At 59.9% G+C, this 16,816-nt stretch carries 14 protein-coding genes; 5 read left to right on the forward strand and 9 right to left on the reverse strand.

What is annotated here, in order from left to right:
* Positions 1 to 84: 84 nt before the first annotated feature.
* Complete coding sequence (locus LOY68_RS31445) at positions 85 to 477, reverse strand: hypothetical protein (RefSeq protein WP_265041903.1); 393 nt, start codon at positions 475 to 477, stop codon at positions 85 to 87.
* Positions 478 to 629: 152 nt separating this feature from the next.
* Here LOY68_RS31445 and phoB point away from each other — a divergent pair, with 152 nt between their 5' ends.
* The 3 genes from phoB to LOY68_RS31460 all read left to right on the forward strand — a co-directional run bounded on the left by phoB (position 630) and on the right by LOY68_RS31460 (position 4,144).
* A complete protein-coding gene (gene phoB / locus LOY68_RS31450) occupies positions 630 to 1,319 on the forward strand; it encodes a phosphate regulon transcriptional regulator PhoB (protein ID WP_008150066.1) in 690 nt (229 codons plus the stop codon).
* 74 nt (positions 1,320 to 1,393) lie between these two features.
* Positions 1,394 to 2,680 (forward strand): phosphate regulon sensor histidine kinase PhoR, encoded by a 1,287-nt coding sequence (gene phoR, locus LOY68_RS31455; RefSeq protein ID WP_236708664.1) that lies wholly within the window; start codon positions 1,394 to 1,396, stop codon positions 2,678 to 2,680.
* A 123-nt stretch (positions 2,681 to 2,803) separates the two neighbouring features.
* A complete protein-coding gene (locus LOY68_RS31460; protein WP_054048336.1) occupies positions 2,804 to 4,144 on the forward strand; it encodes a hemolysin family protein in 1,341 nt (446 codons plus the stop codon).
* Between the two features lie 117 nt (positions 4,145 to 4,261).
* On the opposite strand, the gene LOY68_RS31465 is transcribed toward LOY68_RS31460, so the two are convergent.
* The 8 genes from LOY68_RS31465 to LOY68_RS31500 form a co-directional block, all read right to left on the reverse strand.
* Entirely contained in the window at positions 4,262 to 5,158 is an 897-nt protein-coding gene (locus LOY68_RS31465) for a peptidoglycan DD-metalloendopeptidase family protein (RefSeq protein WP_163910610.1), read from the reverse strand.
* Positions 5,159 to 5,366: 208 nt separating this feature from the next.
* Positions 5,367 to 6,311 carry a response regulator gene (locus LOY68_RS31470; RefSeq protein WP_054617068.1) on the reverse strand — a complete coding sequence of 315 codons (945 nt, stop codon included), beginning with the start codon at positions 6,309 to 6,311 and terminating at the stop codon, positions 5,367 to 5,369.
* A gap of 167 nt (positions 6,312 to 6,478) precedes the next feature.
* On the reverse strand, positions 6,479 to 7,240 hold the full coding sequence (gene phoU / locus LOY68_RS31475; protein ID WP_008150055.1) for a phosphate signaling complex protein PhoU: 762 nt from the start codon (positions 7,238 to 7,240) through the stop codon (positions 6,479 to 6,481).
* A 71-nt stretch (positions 7,241 to 7,311) separates the two neighbouring features.
* A complete protein-coding gene (gene pstB, locus LOY68_RS31480) occupies positions 7,312 to 8,145 on the reverse strand; it encodes a phosphate ABC transporter ATP-binding protein PstB (RefSeq protein WP_007934504.1) in 834 nt (277 codons plus the stop codon).
* Positions 8,146 to 8,288: 143 nt separating this feature from the next.
* Positions 8,289 to 9,959 (reverse strand): phosphate ABC transporter permease PstA, encoded by a 1,671-nt coding sequence (pstA, locus tag LOY68_RS31485; RefSeq protein WP_265041909.1) that lies wholly within the window; start codon positions 9,957 to 9,959, stop codon positions 8,289 to 8,291.
* A 15-nt stretch (positions 9,960 to 9,974) separates the two neighbouring features.
* Positions 9,975 to 12,008, reverse strand: a complete 2,034-nt coding sequence (locus tag LOY68_RS31490) for an ABC transporter permease subunit (RefSeq protein WP_177331488.1) — start codon at positions 12,006 to 12,008, stop codon at positions 9,975 to 9,977.
* A gap of 482 nt (positions 12,009 to 12,490) precedes the next feature.
* Entirely contained in the window at positions 12,491 to 13,492 is a 1,002-nt protein-coding gene (locus LOY68_RS31495) for a phosphate ABC transporter substrate-binding protein PstS (protein ID WP_054048327.1), read from the reverse strand.
* A 233-nt stretch (positions 13,493 to 13,725) separates the two neighbouring features.
* Entirely contained in the window at positions 13,726 to 15,024 is a 1,299-nt protein-coding gene (locus LOY68_RS31500) for an MFS transporter (protein ID WP_054617070.1), read from the reverse strand.
* 363 nt (positions 15,025 to 15,387) lie between these two features.
* Between LOY68_RS31500 and LOY68_RS31505 the strand changes: the two genes are divergently transcribed.
* Both LOY68_RS31505 and LOY68_RS31510 read left to right on the forward strand, forming a co-directional pair.
* Complete coding sequence (locus tag LOY68_RS31505) at positions 15,388 to 15,792, forward strand: acyl-CoA thioesterase (RefSeq protein WP_054048323.1); 405 nt, start codon at positions 15,388 to 15,390, stop codon at positions 15,790 to 15,792.
* A gap of 57 nt (positions 15,793 to 15,849) precedes the next feature.
* The gene (locus tag LOY68_RS31510; RefSeq protein WP_265041914.1) at positions 15,850 to 16,749 is read left to right on the forward strand and encodes a D-hexose-6-phosphate mutarotase; all 900 of its coding nucleotides are present in this window, start codon (positions 15,850 to 15,852) and stop codon (positions 16,747 to 16,749) included.
* Positions 16,750 to 16,816: the final 67 nt, after the last annotated feature.

Genomic DNA, 16,816 nt, shown 5'->3' on the forward strand with positions numbered 1-16,816 from the left:
CTCATGCGGAGTATCAGATGAACCGCGTATGCAGGATTTACGACTGCTGCGCAGCCGGACGCAGGCTTCGCCAGCTGCTACAGATTACATTTTTGGACCGGAATTGGTGATGACGTGCCAGACGTCCTTCATTTTGTCGCCTTCCTTGTCGCCCGGTTTTTTGTCTTTCATGAAGTAGTAAAGCGGTTTGCCGTCGTAGGCCCACTGCATCGTGCCGTCGTCACGTTTGACGATCGACCATTTACCTTCAGCCTTGGCGCCCGCTTCCGCCTTGAATGGCGGCCAGTTTTCCGCGCATTGTCCGGTGCACACCGACGTGCCGCCGGTGTCCTTGTCGAACGTGTACAGGGTCATGCCTTTATGGTCGGCCATCACACCGTCTTTCATCATGACGGGCTCGGCAGCGAAGGCCATTGTCGGCAAAGCCAGGACCGCAGTCAGCATCAGGGCTTTGAAGGATTGCGAGTATTGCTTCATGGAAACCTTCCTTTTGTGGTTGTCAGGATTCGGACTTAGAGCTTAGTTCAGGATCATGACAATCGCCGTGCGACTAAAATACTGTCACACGACTGCAATAATTCCGTTATCTAATGCGGCGCAAGACAGTTAAATGACAAGAGGATTAAGGCATGGTTGGCAGGAGCATTCTGATCGTCGACGACGAAGCGCCCATTCGCGAAATGATCGCCGTTGCGTTGGAAATGGCCGGCTATGACTGCCTGGAGGCGGAGAACTCCCAGCAGGCGCATGCCATCATCGTCGACCGCAAGCCGGACCTGATCCTGCTGGACTGGATGCTGCCCGGCACCTCCGGCATCGAGCTGGCCCGACGCCTCAAACGCGATGAGCTGACCGGGGACATCCCGATCATCATGCTCACCGCCAAGGGCGAAGAGGACAACAAGATCCAGGGCCTGGAAGTCGGCGCTGACGATTACATCACCAAACCGTTTTCCCCTCGTGAGCTGGTCGCGCGCCTCAAAGCGGTGCTGCGCCGCGCCGGCCCGACCGACGGTGAAACCCCGATCGAAGTCGGCGGCCTGTTGCTGGACCCGATCAGCCACCGCGTGACCATCGACGGCAAACCCGCCGAGATGGGCCCGACCGAATACCGCCTGCTGCAATTCTTCATGACCCACCAGGAACGCGCCTACACCCGTGGCCAGTTGCTGGATCAGGTCTGGGGCGGCAATGTTTATGTGGAAGAACGCACGGTCGACGTGCACATCCGACGCCTGCGCAAAGCCCTCGGCGATGCCTATGAAAATCTGGTACAAACCGTGCGCGGCACCGGCTACCGGTTTTCCACCAAGGCCTGAGCTGACTGCCCGGCTCGCTGACAAGGACGCAAGTTTCCGTGAACCAAAACTGGCATGGCACCCTGATTCGCCACATGCTGTTGCTGGTCACCGCCTGCCTGGTGATCGGCTTGATTTCCGGCTATTACGGCTGGAGCCTCGCGGCTGGCCTGGGTCTCTACCTGGCCTGGACCCTCAAGCAACTGCTGCGCCTGCACGAATGGCTGCGCCTGCACAAACCCGATGAAGCACCGCCCGATGGCTATGGCCTGTGGGGCGAAGTGTTCGACAGCATCTACCACCTGCAACGCCGCGACCAACGGGTGCGCGGGCGCCTGCAAGCGGTGATCGACCGGGTCCAGGAATCCACCGCCGCGCTCAAAGACGCGGTGATCATGCTCGACAGCGACGGCAACCTGGAATGGTGGAACCGCGCCGCCGAAACCCTGCTCGGTCTCAAGACTCCGCAAGACAGCGGCCAACCGGTGACCAACCTGGTGCGGCATCCGCGCTTCAAGGAGTACTTCGAACAGGACAGCTACGCCGAGCCGCTGGAAATCCCTTCACCGACCAATGATCGCCTGCGCATTCAGCTGTACATCACCCGTTACGGCAACAACGAACACCTGATGCTGGTGCGCGACGTGACGCGCATTCATCAACTGGAACAGATGCGCAAAGACTTCATCGCCAACGTCTCCCACGAACTGCGCACGCCGCTGACCGTGATCTGCGGCTACCTGGAAACCCTGCTCGACAACGTCGAGGAAGTGAACCCGCGCTGGACCCGTGCCTTGCAGCAGATGCAGCAACAGGGCGGGCGCATGCAGACATTGCTCAATGACTTGCTGCTGCTGGCCAAGCTTGAGGCCACGGATTACCCGTCGGACAACCAGCCGGTGGTCATCGATAGCTTGCTGAAATCGATCAAGAGCGATGCCCAGCAGTTGTCCGCCCAGAAGAACCAGCGCATCACCCTCGAAGCCGATGCGACGATTCTGCTCAAGGGCAGCGAAGCCGAATTGCGCAGCGCGTTTTCCAATCTGGTATTCAACGCGGTGAAATACACCCCGGCCGAAGGCAATATCCGCATTCGCTGGTGGGGCGATGATCAAGGCGCGCACTTGAGCGTGCAGGATTCCGGAATCGGCATCGACAGCAAACACCTGCCGCGCCTGACCGAACGCTTCTACCGCGTCGACTCCAGCCGCAACTCCAACACTGGCGGCACCGGGCTGGGGCTGGCGATCGTCAAACACGTGCTGCTGCGTCACCGCGCGCGCATGGAAATCAGCAGCGTGCCGGGGCATGGCAGCACATTCACCTGCCATTTCGCGCCGGCCCAGGTGACCAAATCCCAACTGATCAACGCGGCCGATTGATACCGGCCAGCACTCGCCACTAGGCAATCACTGAGTCAGCCGCTACATTGGCTGACTTGTGCCTGCCCTTCAGGCACTGCATTTCCCCTTTTTTTGAATACACGGAATCCGCAAAACTCCATCATGGACCCATCCCCTGGCTTGACCCTCGCGACACTCTTCGCCGACTTCGGCATGATTCTTTTTGCTCTGATCCTGGTTTTGCTCAACGGATTTTTCGTTGCGGCGGAATTTGCCATGGTCAAACTGCGCTCGACCCGGGTCGAGGCCATCGCTGAAAAAAACGGCTGGCGCGGACACATCCTGCGCACCGTACACAGTCAGCTCGATGCGTACCTCTCGGCGTGCCAGTTGGGTATCACCCTCGCCTCGCTGGGCCTTGGCTGGGTCGGTGAGCCTGCGTTTGCGCACATCCTCGAACCGATCCTTGAAGCCGTCGGCGTGCAGTCGGCCGAAGTGATCAAAGGCGTGTCGTTCTTCGCTGCGTTCTTCGTTATTTCGTACCTGCACATCGTGGTCGGTGAACTGGCGCCCAAGTCGTGGGCGATCCGTAAACCGGAGCTGCTGTCGCTCTGGACCGCCGTGCCGCTGTACCTGTTCTATTGGGCGATGTACCCGGCGATCTACCTGCTCAACGCCAGCGCCAACACGATCCTGCGCATTGCTGGCCAGGGTGAACCCGGCCCGCATCACGAGCACCATTACAGCCGCGAAGAACTGAAACTGATCCTGCACTCCAGCCGTGGCCAGGACCCGAGCGACCAAGGCATGCGTGTGTTGGCTTCGGCGGTGGAAATGGGTGAGCTGGAAGTAGTGGACTGGGCCAACTCCAGGGAAGACCTGGTGACGCTGGAGTTCAACGCGCCGCTCAAGGAAATCCTCGCGCTGTTCCGTCGTCACAAGTTCAGCCGTTATCCGGTGTACGACAGCGAACGCCAAGAGTTCGTCGGCCTGCTGCACATCAAGGATCTGCTGCTGGAACTGGCGGCCCTGGACCACATTCCCGAGTCGTTCAACCTGGCCGAGCTGACCCGTCCGCTGGAACGCATCTCGCGCCATATGCCGCTGTCGCAACTGTTGGAACAGTTCCGCAAGGGCGGTTCGCACTTCGCCGTGGTCGAGGAAGCCGACGGCAACATCATCGGCTACCTGACCATGGAAGACGTGCTGGAAGTGCTGGTGGGCGACATTCAGGACGAACACCGCAAGGCCGAACGCGGGATCCTCGCGTATCAGCCGGGCAAGCTGCTGGTGCGGGGCGATACGCCGCTGTTCAAGGTTGAACGCCTGCTGGGCATCGACCTGGACCACATCGAAGCCGAAACCCTCGCCGGTCTGGTCTACGAAACCCTGAAACGGGTGCCGGAAGAGGAAGAAGTGCTGGAAGTCGAAGGTCTGCGCATCATCATCAAGAAGATGAAAGGGCCGAAGATTATTTTGGCCAAGGTGTTGATGCTGGATTAAGAACAATGCGGGAAACCGCATTGATCTCAAAAGATCGCAGCCTTCGGCAGCTCCGACAGGGAAATGCATTCCAAATGTAGGAGCTGCCGAAGGCTGCGATCTTTTGATCTTCCCCTGTCACTGCTTGCCCAACGCAAAGTTGGGCAACGCCCCCACCGGTTGATTGAACTGGTACGGAATCGACACCAACCCCAACCCGGTATTGCGCTGCACCACGAAATGCAGGTGCGGCCCACTGCTGTTGCCGGTGTTGCCCGATAACGCCAACGCGCTGCCCACCGCCACCCGCTGACCTTCTCGTACGCTCACCGAACCTTGCTTGAGGTGCAGGTACACGCCCATGGTCCCGTCGTCGTGCAACACCCGCACGAAATTGCCGGACGGATCATTGCCACGGCCACTCTGGTCATTCTCGGTTTTCACCACCATCCCGGCCCGCGCTGCGATGATCGGCGTGCCTTCGGGCATGGCGATGTCCATCGCGTAGCGGTTCTTGGCCCCGAAGTGGCTGTATTGGCCATTGGCGCCCTGACTCAAGCGAAACGGACCGCCACGCCAGGGGAAGGGATAACGATAGCTCTGAGCGGCGCCTGAAGGGTCGCCCATGGAATATTGGAAGCTCGGGGTATACACCAGCGGCTTGCCACTGGTTATCGCCTTGAGCAGCGCCAGGCGCGAGTTGCTGCGCGCCGGCAAGACCCGGCGAATCGGCTGGCTCGGCGCACCTTTGACGTTGCTCAACCCGGCAAAACTCAGCTCGACCTCCACCGGCGCATACAGATCGTTGCGCACAAACACCACGTCGACGCCCTTCTGCTTCTTGATGTCGAGGTACACCTGGCGCTCCAGGTGCTCGACCATCCGGTCCCGAAAGACAAACACCTGGGAGCCTTTCGTGGGGCGGTCGCTGTAGGAGACCACGCCATTGGCATCGGTGGATTTGTAAATGGTCATGGCCACAGCCGAGGTGGAGGCCACGAAAAGACCACAGAAAAACAGCAGGCGCGCGAGCATGGGCAAGAGTCTGTCGAATAAGGCCTGGAAAGGAGCCTAGCAGGTGCAATGGACCTGAGTAGTCGGCAGATGTTTCAAAATGGGATGTTCGGGAGATGTGCGGTGAATTTGATGGCGCCTTCGCGAGCAAGCCCGCTCCCACACTTGGAATGCATTCCAATATAGGAGCGAGGCTTGCCCGCGAAGGCTTACTGACAGGCGACGAAGATTACGCGCCGGGAATGAAATGCTTCTGCGCAGTACCACGGGCAATCAGGCGGGAGATGTAGTCGAGCTTCTGTGCATCCTGATCGACAAAGCGGAAGGTCAGTTGCAGCCAGTCGCTGTCGGGCTTGGGTTCGTGGGCGACGATGGCGTGCAGGTAGCCGTTCAGGCGTGCGGTTTCGGCGTTGTCGCCTTGTTCCAGGTCGAGCACTGCGCTTTCTAGCACTTGCGGCAGGATGTCGGTGCGTTTGACCACCAGCAGCGCTTCCTTGAGGCTCAAGGCCTTGATCACGCAGGCTTGAGTGCCGCTCGAAAGACGCAATTGGCCCTGGCCACGACCGCCGGCAGGTGCGGCCGATGCAGCCGGTGCCTTGACCGGCGGGCTGTTGAGCAGGCCACGGGACGGCGCGGCCGCCGGGGCTGGCGCAGCGGCGACAGGTTTGGCGAACGGGTTGACGGGGGCAGCACCGACCACCTCAGCCTTGCCACCGGTCAGGGCGCTCAGGGAATCATTGCCGAACGCCGAGTTCATCTTGGTCGGCGCGCTGTTCATCAAGGTGTCGAGCTTGCCGACCTTGTTCAGCGCCTGCTTGACCTTGGTCAGCAGTTGCTCGTTGGTGAACGGCTTGCTGACATAACCGGAAACGCCGGCCTGAATTGCCTGGACCACGTTCTCTTTGTCGCCACGGCTGGTCACCATCACAAACGGCATGGTCTTGAGGTTGTCCTGCTCGCGGCACCAGGTCAGCAGTTCCAGCCCGGACATTTCCGGCATCTCCCAGTCACACAGCACCAGGTCGAACGCTTCACGCGCCAGAATCGCCTGAGCCTTCTTGCCGTTGACCGCATCTTCTATCCGGATGCCCGGGAAGTAGTTGCGCAGGCACTTCTTCACCAGGTCACGAATGAACGACGCATCGTCCACGACCAACACACTGACCTTACTCATCCACAACCCCTTTAAAAAATCCCGGCAAGCATACCGCTTTGCTGATGGCACATTGCCAAAAACCTTCAGTCACGCCGGGACTTTTCGTTCGCGGGTGCTGCTTTCGAATTCATTCGCCGCAAACAAAAACGCCCAGCCAAAGGGCCGGGCGCTTTTCTCAGGCAATCTTACTTATCGTCAGCTTTGCCCGGAACATTAGCGGTTTCGCCACTTGTGCCTTCAACTTCTTCTTTCATGCGCTTGAGGCCAAGGTGTCGCACATCGGTGCCGCGCACCAGGTAAATCACCAACTCGGAGATGTTGCGCGCGTGGTCGCCGATGCGCTCCAGGGAACGCAGCACCCAAATGATGCTCAAGACCCGTGAGATAGAGCGTGGGTCTTCCATCATGTAGGTCGCCAGCTCACGCAGGGCGGTCTTGTATTCGCGGTCGATGATCTTGTCGTACTGCGCGACCGACAATGCCAGGTCAGCGTCAAAACGGGCAAACGCATCCAGCGCGTCGCGCACCATGTTGCGCACCTGGTCGCCGATGTGGCGCACCTCGACATAACCGCGCGGCGCTTCGCCTTCTTCGCACAACTGGATGGCGCGGCGGGCGATCTTGGTCGCTTCGTCGCCGATGCGCTCCAGGTCGATCACCGATTTGGAGATGCTGATGATCAGACGCAAGTCGGACGCCGCCGGCTGCCGACGGGCCAGGATGCGCAGGCATTCTTCGTCGATGTTGCGTTCCATCTGGTTGATCTGGTCGTCGATCTCGCGCACCTGCTGGGCCAGGCCGGAGTCGGCCTCGATCAGCGCGGTCACCGCGTCGTTGACCTGCTTTTCCACCAGCCCGCCCATGGCCAGGAGGTGGCTGCGCACTTCCTCGAGCTCGGCGTTGAACTGCGCGGAGATGTGATGGGTAAGGCCTTCTTTGCTAATCATGTTGGCGTCCTTGGAGCGTCCGGTAAGGTGCGGTGGACCGCAGCGTCAGTTCAGTGAGCAACAACAGCTTCCTAGCCGTAACGACCGGTGATGTAGTCTTCGGTCTGCTTCTTCGCCGGATTGGTGAACAAGGTGTCGGTGTCGCCGAATTCCACCAGTTTGCCCATGTACATGAACGCCGTGTAGTCGGAAACCCGCGCGGCCTGTTGCATGTTGTGGGTCACGATCACGATGGTGAACTTGGATTTCAGTTCGTAGATCAACTCTTCGACTTTCAGCGTGGAGATCGGGTCGAGTGCCGAGCACGGTTCGTCGAGCAGCAGCACTTCCGGCTCCACGGCGATGGTGCGGGCGATCACCAGACGTTGCTGCTGACCACCGGACAGGCCGAGTGCCGATTCATGCAGACGGTCTTTGACTTCGTCCCACAACGCCGCGCCTTTCAGTGCCCACTCGACGGCTTCGTCGAGGATGCGCTTCTTGTTGATGCCCTGGATGCGCAGACCGTAGACCACGTTTTCATAGATGGTTTTCGGGAACGGGTTCGGCTTCTGGAACACCATGCCCACCCGGCGACGCAGCTCGGCCACGTCTTCGCCCTTGCGGTAGATGTTGTTGCCGTAGAGGTTGATCGCGCCTTCGACGCGGCAACCGTCCACCAGGTCGTTCATGCGGTTGAAGGTGCGCAGCAGCGTGGACTTGCCGCAGCCGGACGGGCCGATGAAGGCCGTCACGCGCTGTTTCGGAATGTTCATGCTGACGTCGTACAGCGCTTGTTTCTCGCCGTAGAACAGGCTCAGGCCAGGTACTTCAATGGCCACGGTTTCCTGCTCGAGACTCAGGCTCTGTTTGTCGCGGCCCAGGGCAGACATGTTGATGCCGTGGGTATGTGCTTCGTGCTGCATGGGAGGCTCCCTGTGCTAACAAATTCGGTTCGGTTTTTGTGGGAGCGAGCTTGCTCGCGATGGCATCACTGCGGTTTCAACTTAAACCGCGTCGCCTGCATCGCGAGCAAGCTCGCTCCCACATAAAAATCAGTGCGGCGTGATCAGCTATCCAGCGCTTTGTACTTCTCGCGCAGGTGGTTGCGTATGTACACGGCCGACAGGTTCAACGTGGCGATTACCAGCACCAGCAACAGCGCGGTGGCGTACACCAGCGGTCTGGCCGCTTCGACGTTCGGGCTCTGGAAGCCCACGTCATAAATATGGAAGCCCAAGTGCATGATCTTCTGGTCAAGGTGCAAGTACGGGTAGTTGCCGTCCACCGGCAGCGACGGCGCCAGTTTCACCACACCTACCAGCATCAGCGGCGCCACTTCACCGGCGGCACGGGCCACGGCGAGGATCATGCCGGTCATCATCGCCGGGCTGGCCATCGGCAGCACGATCTTCCACAAGGTTTCAGCCTTGGTCGCGCCGAGGGCCAACGAGCCCTCACGCACGGTGCGAGGAATCCGCGCCAGGCCTTCTTCAGTGGCCACGATCACCACCGGCACCGCCAGCAGTGCCAGCGTCAGCGAGGCCCAGAGCAGGCCCGGCGTACCGAAGGTCGGCGCCGGCAAGGCTTCGGGGAAGAAGATCCGGTCCAGCGAGCCGCCGAGTACGTAGACGAAGAAGCCCAGGCCGAACACCCCGTAAACGATCGCCGGAACGCCCGCCAGGTTGTTCACGGCGATGCGGATGATCCGGGTCAGGGCGTTTTGCTTGGCGTATTCACGCAAGTAAACCGCTGCCAGCACGCCGAACGGGGTCACGATCATCGCCATGATCAGGGTCATCATCACGGTGCCGAAAATCGCCGGGAAAATCCCGCCTTCAGTGTTCGCTTCACGCGGGTCGTCGGACAGGAATTCCCAGACCTTGCCAAAGTAGAAGCCGATCTTGGTAAAGGTGCCCATGGCGTTCGGCTGGTAGGCATGCACCACCTTGCCGATGCCGATTTCGAGCTCTTTGCCGTTGGCATCGCGAGCGGTGAGGCTGTCGCGGTTGAACTGGGCGTGCAGGTCGCCGAGGCGCGCTTCGATGTCCTGATAACGGGCGTTCAGTTCAGCCTTTTCTGCGTCCATGTCGGCTTGCGCGGTGGCATCGAGCTTGCCGGCCAGTTCCAGTTTGCGACCGTGCAGACGGATGCGTTCCAGACCGGCGTTGACCGCGCCGATGTCGGATTTCTCCAGGGTCTTGAGCTGTGCCGCGAGCTTGTTGACGCGATCGACACGAGCCTGCAACTCCGGCCACGCCGCCTCACCTTCGGCGATCACCTTGCCGTCTTCTTTGACGTTGACCAGGTAACCGTAGAAGTTGCCCCACTCGCGACGCTCGATGGTCATCAGTTCTGGCGGCGTCTTCTGGTTCGTCAGCCACTCGCCAACGATCCAGGTGAAGTCGTTGCCGTTCAAGTCACGGTTGCCGACCTTGATCAGCTCGCGGGTCATGAACTCCGGGCCGACATCAGGCACCGGCAGGCCCGCGCTTTTCAGACGCTCGCGGGGCACTTCTTCTTTCTGCACCACTTCGCCGATGACCAAATGATTGGCCTGGCCCGGCACGTCATAACTGGCGTGCACCAGGTCTGCCGGCCAGAAGTGGCCCAGACCGCGCACGGCAATTACTGCCAGCAAGCCAATGGTCATGATGACCGCGATGGACACCGCGCCACCGCTGATCCAGACGCCGGGGGCGCCGCTCTTGAACCATCCTTTCAGGGAGTTCTGTTTCACAGACTTCTACCTTTCTTAAAGCGACGAGTATTTCTTGCGCAGACGCTGACGAATCAGCTCCGCGAGGGTGTTCATGACGAAGGTGAACAACAGCAGCACCAGCGCCGAGAGGAACAGCACGCGGTAGTGGCTGCCGCCGACTTCCGACTCCGGCATTTCCACCGCGACGTTGGCGGCCAGGGTGCGCAGGCCTTCGAACAGGTTCATTTCCATGACCGGAGTGTTACCGGTGGCCATTAGCACGATCATCGTTTCACCGACCGCGCGGCCCATACCGATCATCAGCGCCGAGAAGATGCCCGGGCTCGCGGTCAGAATCACCACGCGGGTCATGGTCTGCCACGGCGTGGCACCGAGGGCCAGGGAACCGAGGGTCAGGCCGCGAGGCACGCTGAACACGGCGTCTTCGGCGATGGAGTAGATGTTCGGGATCACCGCGAAACCCATGGCCAGACCGACTACCAAGGCGTTGCGCTGGTCGTAGGTGATGCCCAGGTCGTGGGAAATCCACATGCGCATGTCGCCGCCGAAGAACCAGGTTTCCATGTACGGGCTCATGTACAGCGAGAGCCAGCCCACAAACAGGATCACCGGGATCAGAATCGCGGCTTCCCAGCCGTCCGGCACTTTCAGGCGGATGGACTCAGGCAGACGGCTGAAGATGAAACCGGCCACCAGCACACCAATCGGCAGCAGCATCAGCAAGCTGAAGATGCCCGGCAAATGCCCTTCTACATACGGTGCGAGGAACAGGCCGGCGAAGAAACCGAGGATCACCGTCGGCATCGCTTCCATCAGCTCGATCACCGGTTTGACCTTGCGACGCATGCCCGGGGCCATGAAGTACGCGGTGTAGATCGCCGCAGCGACGGCCAGTGGCGCGGCCAGTAGCATGGCGTAGAACGCGGCTTTCAAGGTACCGAAGGTCAGCGGAGACAAGCTCAGCTTGGGTTCGAAGTCGGTGTTGGCTGCGGTCGATTGCCAGACGTATTTAGGCTCGTCGTAGTTCTCGTACCAGACCTTGCTCCACAACGCGCTCCACGATACTTCCGGGTGCGGGTTGTCGAGCAGCAGCGGTTGAATCTTGCCGCCGGCTTCCACGATCACGCGGTTGGCCCGTGGCGACAGACCGAAAATCCCCTGCCCCTCAACCACTTGATCAACCAGCAAGGTGCGGTGCGCGGTACTGTGGAACACGCCGAGCTTGCCGGACGCATCGAGGGCGATGAAGCCTTTGCGACGCTCTTCAGCGGTGATTTCAACGATTGGCGTAGTGCCCATCTGGAAGTTGCGGATCTGCTTCAGGCGCAGTTCGCCATCCGGGTCGCGGGCCATGAACCACTGGGCCAGACCACCCTTGGAGTCACCCATGATCAGCGAGATACCGCCCACCAATTGGGTGCTGGCGGTAATCTCGGCATCGCCGTTTTCCAGCAGTTTGTAGCGACCGTTAAGGCTCTTGTCGCGCAGGCTGAACACGTCGGCCTGGGCACGCCCGTTGATCACGTACAACCATTGCTGGCGCGGGTCGACGAAGATGTTCTTCACCGGCTCGGTCATTTGCGGCAGGTCGATGCGCTTCTGCTCGTTGGTGACTTCGCCGGTCATCATGTTTTCTTCGCTGGTCAGCGAGAGCACATTGAGTTGCGAACCGGTGGAGCCGACCAGCATCAGCGTGGTGTCGGTGGCGTTGAGGCTGACGTGCTCCAGCGCCCCGCCCGCCTCGTTCAGCGCAATCGGGGTATCGCCGTACGGGAAATCGATGGCCGGCGAGATGGTTTTCTTGTTGTCCGGGTAGCTGACTTTATACGTGTGACGGAACACCAGCGCCTGACCGTTGGACAGACCGACCGCGACCAGCGGATGACCTGGCTGGTCTTCGCCGATGGACGTCACGGTGGTGCCGGCCGGAATCGGCAGATCGACACGCTTGAGTTCGGCACCACTGTCGATGTCGAAGAACAGCGCCTGGCCCTTGTCGGAAACCCGCATGGCGACCTGGTTCTGTTCTTCCAGAGAGATCATCAGCGGTTTGCCGGCGTCTTGAATCCAGGCCGGCGTGATGGCGTCCTTGGCGGTCAGGCTGGCACCCTGGAACAGCGGCGCAACCACGTAGGCAAGGAAGAAAAAGATCAGCGTGATCGCGCCGAGGACGGCGAGGCCGCCGACGAGGACGTACCAGCGGGTCAGGCGATCTTTGAGCGCACGAATTCGGCGCTTGCGTTGCAACTCAGGCGTATTGAAGTCAATTCGCTTGGGGGGATTGGTAGTCATGGTGGAATTGGCCAGATCATTCATGCGCACACCCTAGCGATCCTGTATGACAGAAAGATGACAATGCAGTGACGCAACAAATCCGCCGCCAGAGGGTACTGGCAGAGGACCGAAAATTTTGGGGTATGTGGGAGCTGTCGAGGGCACCGAGGTTGCGATCTTTTGATCTGGCTTTTAACTGCAAGATCAAAAGATCGCAGCCTCGTTTCACTCGTCAGCTCCTACACAGGTCCGGGGCGAGCCCCGGACCTAGGGTGTTACTTCTTTGCGACTTCAGCGCCGCCTTCTTGCAGACCCAGGTCAGCCAGTGCTTTTGCAGCAACCTTGGCCGGCAGTGGGATGTAGCCGTCTTTCACTACAACTTCCTGGCCCTGTTTGGACAGAACCAGTTTCACGAACTCGGCTTCCAGCGGTGCCAGAGGCTTGTTCGGGGCTTTGTTGACGTACACGTAGAGGAAACGCGACAGCGGGTATTTGCCGTTCAGTGCGTTTTCTTCGCTGTCTTCGATGAACTCGGTGCTGCCTTTCTTCGACAGGGCTACGGTTTTCACGCTAGCAGTCTTGTAGCCGATGCCCGAGTAACCGATGCCGTTCAGCGAGGAGCTGATCGACTGCACGACCGAAGCCGAGCCTGGTTGTTCGTTGACGTTTGGCTTGTAGTCGCCTTTGCACAGGGCTTCTTCTTTGAAGTAGCCATAAGTGCCGGATACCGAGTTACGACCGAACAGTTGAACCGGCTTGTTGGCCAGGTCGCCGGTCACACCCAGGTCGCCCCAGGTTTTAACGTCGGTTTTAGCGCCGCACAGACGAGTCGAGGAGAAGATCGCGTCGACTTGTTCCATGGTCAGGTGCTGGATCGGGTTGTCTTTGTGCACGAACACCGCCAGGGCGTCCACGGCAACCGGGATAGCGGTTGGCTTGTAACCGTACTTCTGCTCGAAGGCAGCCAGTTCGGTGTCCTTCATTTTGCGGCTCATCGGGCCCAGGTTAGAGGTGCCTTCAGTCAACGCAGGTGGCGCAGTGGCAGAGCCAGCGGCCTGAATCTGGATGTTTACGTTCGGGTATTCTTTTTTGTAGTTCTCAGCCCACAGGGTCATGAGGTTGGCCAGGGTATCGGAGCCGACGCTGGACAGGTTGCCCGACACACCAGTGGTTTTGGTGTAGCTCGGGATAGCAGGGTCAACAGCGGCGAACGCGTTGGCAGTCGCAACGCCAGCAGCGACAAAAGTCATTGCCGCCATCAAACGCTTCAGTTTCATGCCTTACTCCTAGCAGATAGGGTGTGTTAAGTCGGGGCCAAGTATCAGCGGGCCGTATGAACACTCTATGGCTGAAATATGACAATTGGATGAAAGGCCAGCATTCAGTTTATTGCGGGATAATTCGCGTCATCGTTCTTCGCGAGCAAGCCCGCTCCCACAGTTGACCGCATTTCAATGTGGGAGCGGGCTTGCTCGCGAAGGCGTCAGCACCAAAAGCGCAAAGAGTCGCCTTAACGCCCCTTCTTCCAAAGATAAGCACCCACCAGAATCCCGACCCCGCAAATGATCGCCACATAATAGGCAGGCCCCATCGGGCTTTCCTTGAGCAGCAACGTCACGATCATCGGGGTCAAGCCGCCGAAGATCGCGTAGGCCAGGTTGTAGGAGAACGACAGGCCGCTGAAGCGCACCACCGCCGGAAAGGCTTTGACCATCACGTACGGCACGGCGCCGATGGTGCCGACCAGCAGACCGGTCACGGCGTACATCGGGAACAGCCAATCCGGGTGATCGAACAGGCTGTGGTAGAAGGTCCACGAACTCAGCAGCAGCAACGCACTGCCGAACACGAACACCCGACCGGCGCCGAAACGATCAGCCAGCGCCCCGGACGCCACGCAACCCAGGCTCAGGAACACAATTGCCAGGCTGTTGGCCTGCAACGCGGTGGTCGGGGTGAAGTGGTAGACAGTCTGCAGCACGGTCGGGGTCATCAGGATGACCACGATGATCCCGGCGGACAGCAGCCAGGTCAGCAGCATGGAAATCACGATCGCCCCGCGATGGTCGCGCAGCACCGCGCGCAGCGGCACTTCTTCGGCCAGGGCCTTGCGCAGTTGCAGTTCGGCGAACACCGGGGTTTCGTGGAGCCAGCGGCGCAGGTAGACCGAGAACAGGCCAAACACGCCGCCGAGCAGGAAAGGGATCCGCCAGGCGTAATCCGACACTTCCACCGGGGTGTAAATGCTGTTGATCGCCGTGGCGACCAGCGAACCCAGGAGGATGCCGGCCGTCAGACCGCTGGTCAGGGTGCCGCAGGCGTAGCCGATGTGCCGCTGGGGCACGTGTTCGGAAACGAAGACCCAGGCGCCGGGTACTTCACCACCAATCGCCGCGCCCTGAATCACCCGCATCAGCAGCAACAGGATCGGCGCCCACATGCCGATCTGCGCGTAGGTTGGCAGCAGGCCCATGATCAGGGTCGGCACAGCCATCATGAAAATGCTCAAGGTGAACATCTTCTTGCGCCCCAGCAGGTCGCCGAAGTGCGCCATGACGATGCCGCCCAACGGACGCGCCAGGTAGCCAGCGGCGAAGATGCCGAAGGTCTGCATCAGGCGCAGCCACTCGGGCATGTCGGCCGGGAAGAACAACTTGCCGACCACGGTGGCGAAGAACACGAAGATGATGAAGTCGTAGAACTCCAGCGCGCCGCCCAGGGCGGACAGCGACAAGGTCTTGTAATCGTTGCGGGTCAACGGACGTGCGGATTGCGTTGGCTGCGCAGTGCTCGAGGGCGCTGTGGTCATGGCAAGGGCTTCTCTTATAGTCGGATCTGCAACCCCAACAACGCTGGCGGAGGCTTGGGCAGGTCCGCACGATAGCAAATTGTTCGAAAAAGCACATAGAGGTGCGTATTTGACGGTCGAAATGAGAACCGGACGGTCGTCTCGGAGTCTACCGACCGATATACTCGCAATCTTGCAACAGTTTGTAAGGGTTGCTGTGCGAAAACGCCTGCCGGGCTTCACAGGCGATTTCGCAGAGTTTCCCTTTAGGCGCCTTACGAAAAACGTAACGAACGTAGTATGTTCGGGCTGAATCGTTTTTCTTGAAGACGGCTATTCACCTGAAAGACCAACGTAGAGTCACGGGTAAGAGGCACCCCCGGCATGATAGAGCTCGAACAAGAAGATCCAATCCCGCAAGGCGACCTGGCCCTGCAAATCACTGCACTTCCACGCGAAACCAACGGCTTTGGCGATATTTTCGGCGGCTGGCTGGTGGCGCAGATGGATTTGGCCGGCACCGCAATGGCCAGCAAAGTCGCGGGTGGCCGCGTCGCGACCGTTGCGATCGACCGCATGGCGTTCCTGGTTCCGGTGGCGGTGGGCGCTCAGCTCTCCTTCTATACCCAGGCCCTGGAAATCGGCCGCAGCTCGATCCAGATGATGGTCGAGGTCTGGAGCGACGATCCGCTGTCCAGTGAGTGGCGTAAAGTGACTGAAGCGGTATTTGTGTTTGTCGCCATCGACGGCAGCGGTCGCACCCGTTCGTGCCCGCCAAGAGCGCGCTAAACACAGCGCGCATTTCGCGGTCCATTGCAGTCCTGTTCCAAATTGAGAGTTGTCCCCATGAGCACGCCAAACGTTGAAGCCGTCAAACTGGATGAACTGAACTGCTGGCGCATTCGCCACGGTCAGGCCGAACTGCTGGTGGCCCAGCAAGGCGCGCACATCCTCAGTTATCAATTGGCCGGGCAACCGCCACTGATCTGGCTCAACGACGAGGCAGTGTTCAAGACCGGCAAGAGCATCCGCGCCGGTGTGCCGGTGTGCTGGCCGTGGTTCGGCAACTTCCCGCGCAACCCCCAGAGCGTGCAGGCGATGCGCGTCAGCAGTGAACCCGCTGCCGCTCACGGCTTTGTCCGGGCGACAGATTGGGAACTGGGTGGCATCGAAGCCGAGGGTGAAAGCCTGAAGGTAGAATTTATCCTGCCCTACCCCGAAGGCGGTTTTCCGGGCTGGCCGCATCAGGTGGACTTGAAGCTGAGCATTCGTCTGGATGAACAACTGCACATCAGCCTGACCAGTCACAACCGCGGCACAGAAACCGTGACGATCAGCCAGGCGTTGCACAGTTATTTCGCCGTCAGCGATGTGCGCAACGTGCAAGTCGAAGGGCTGGATGGCTTGAGTTACATCGATACGACCAAGGACTGGGCCACGGCCACGCAGACCGGCGATCTGGCTTTTACCGGCGAGACCGACCGCATCTACCTGAATGTTCCGGCGAAGCTGAGCATTGTCGACCCGGCCTGGGAACGGCGCATCGAGCTGACCAGCAGCGGTTCGCGCACGGCGGTGATCTGGAATCCGTGGATTGATCGCGCAGCAGCATTCAGCGACATGGCCGAAGATGGCTGGCAGCGCATGCTATGCATCGAGACGGCGAATGTGATGGACGATGTGGTGAACCTGGCGGCGGGTGCCAGTCATACACTGGGCGTGAGCATCGGTAGCAAACCACTTTAAAAGCTTCGCGGGCAAGCCTCGCTCCTACAGGTCAGCGCATATCCTGTAGGAGCGAGGCTTGCCCGCG

Source organism: Pseudomonas sp. B21-053, assembly GCF_026016365.1.
GTDB classification, from domain to species: Bacteria; Pseudomonadota; Gammaproteobacteria; order Pseudomonadales; family Pseudomonadaceae; genus Aquipseudomonas; species Aquipseudomonas nunensis.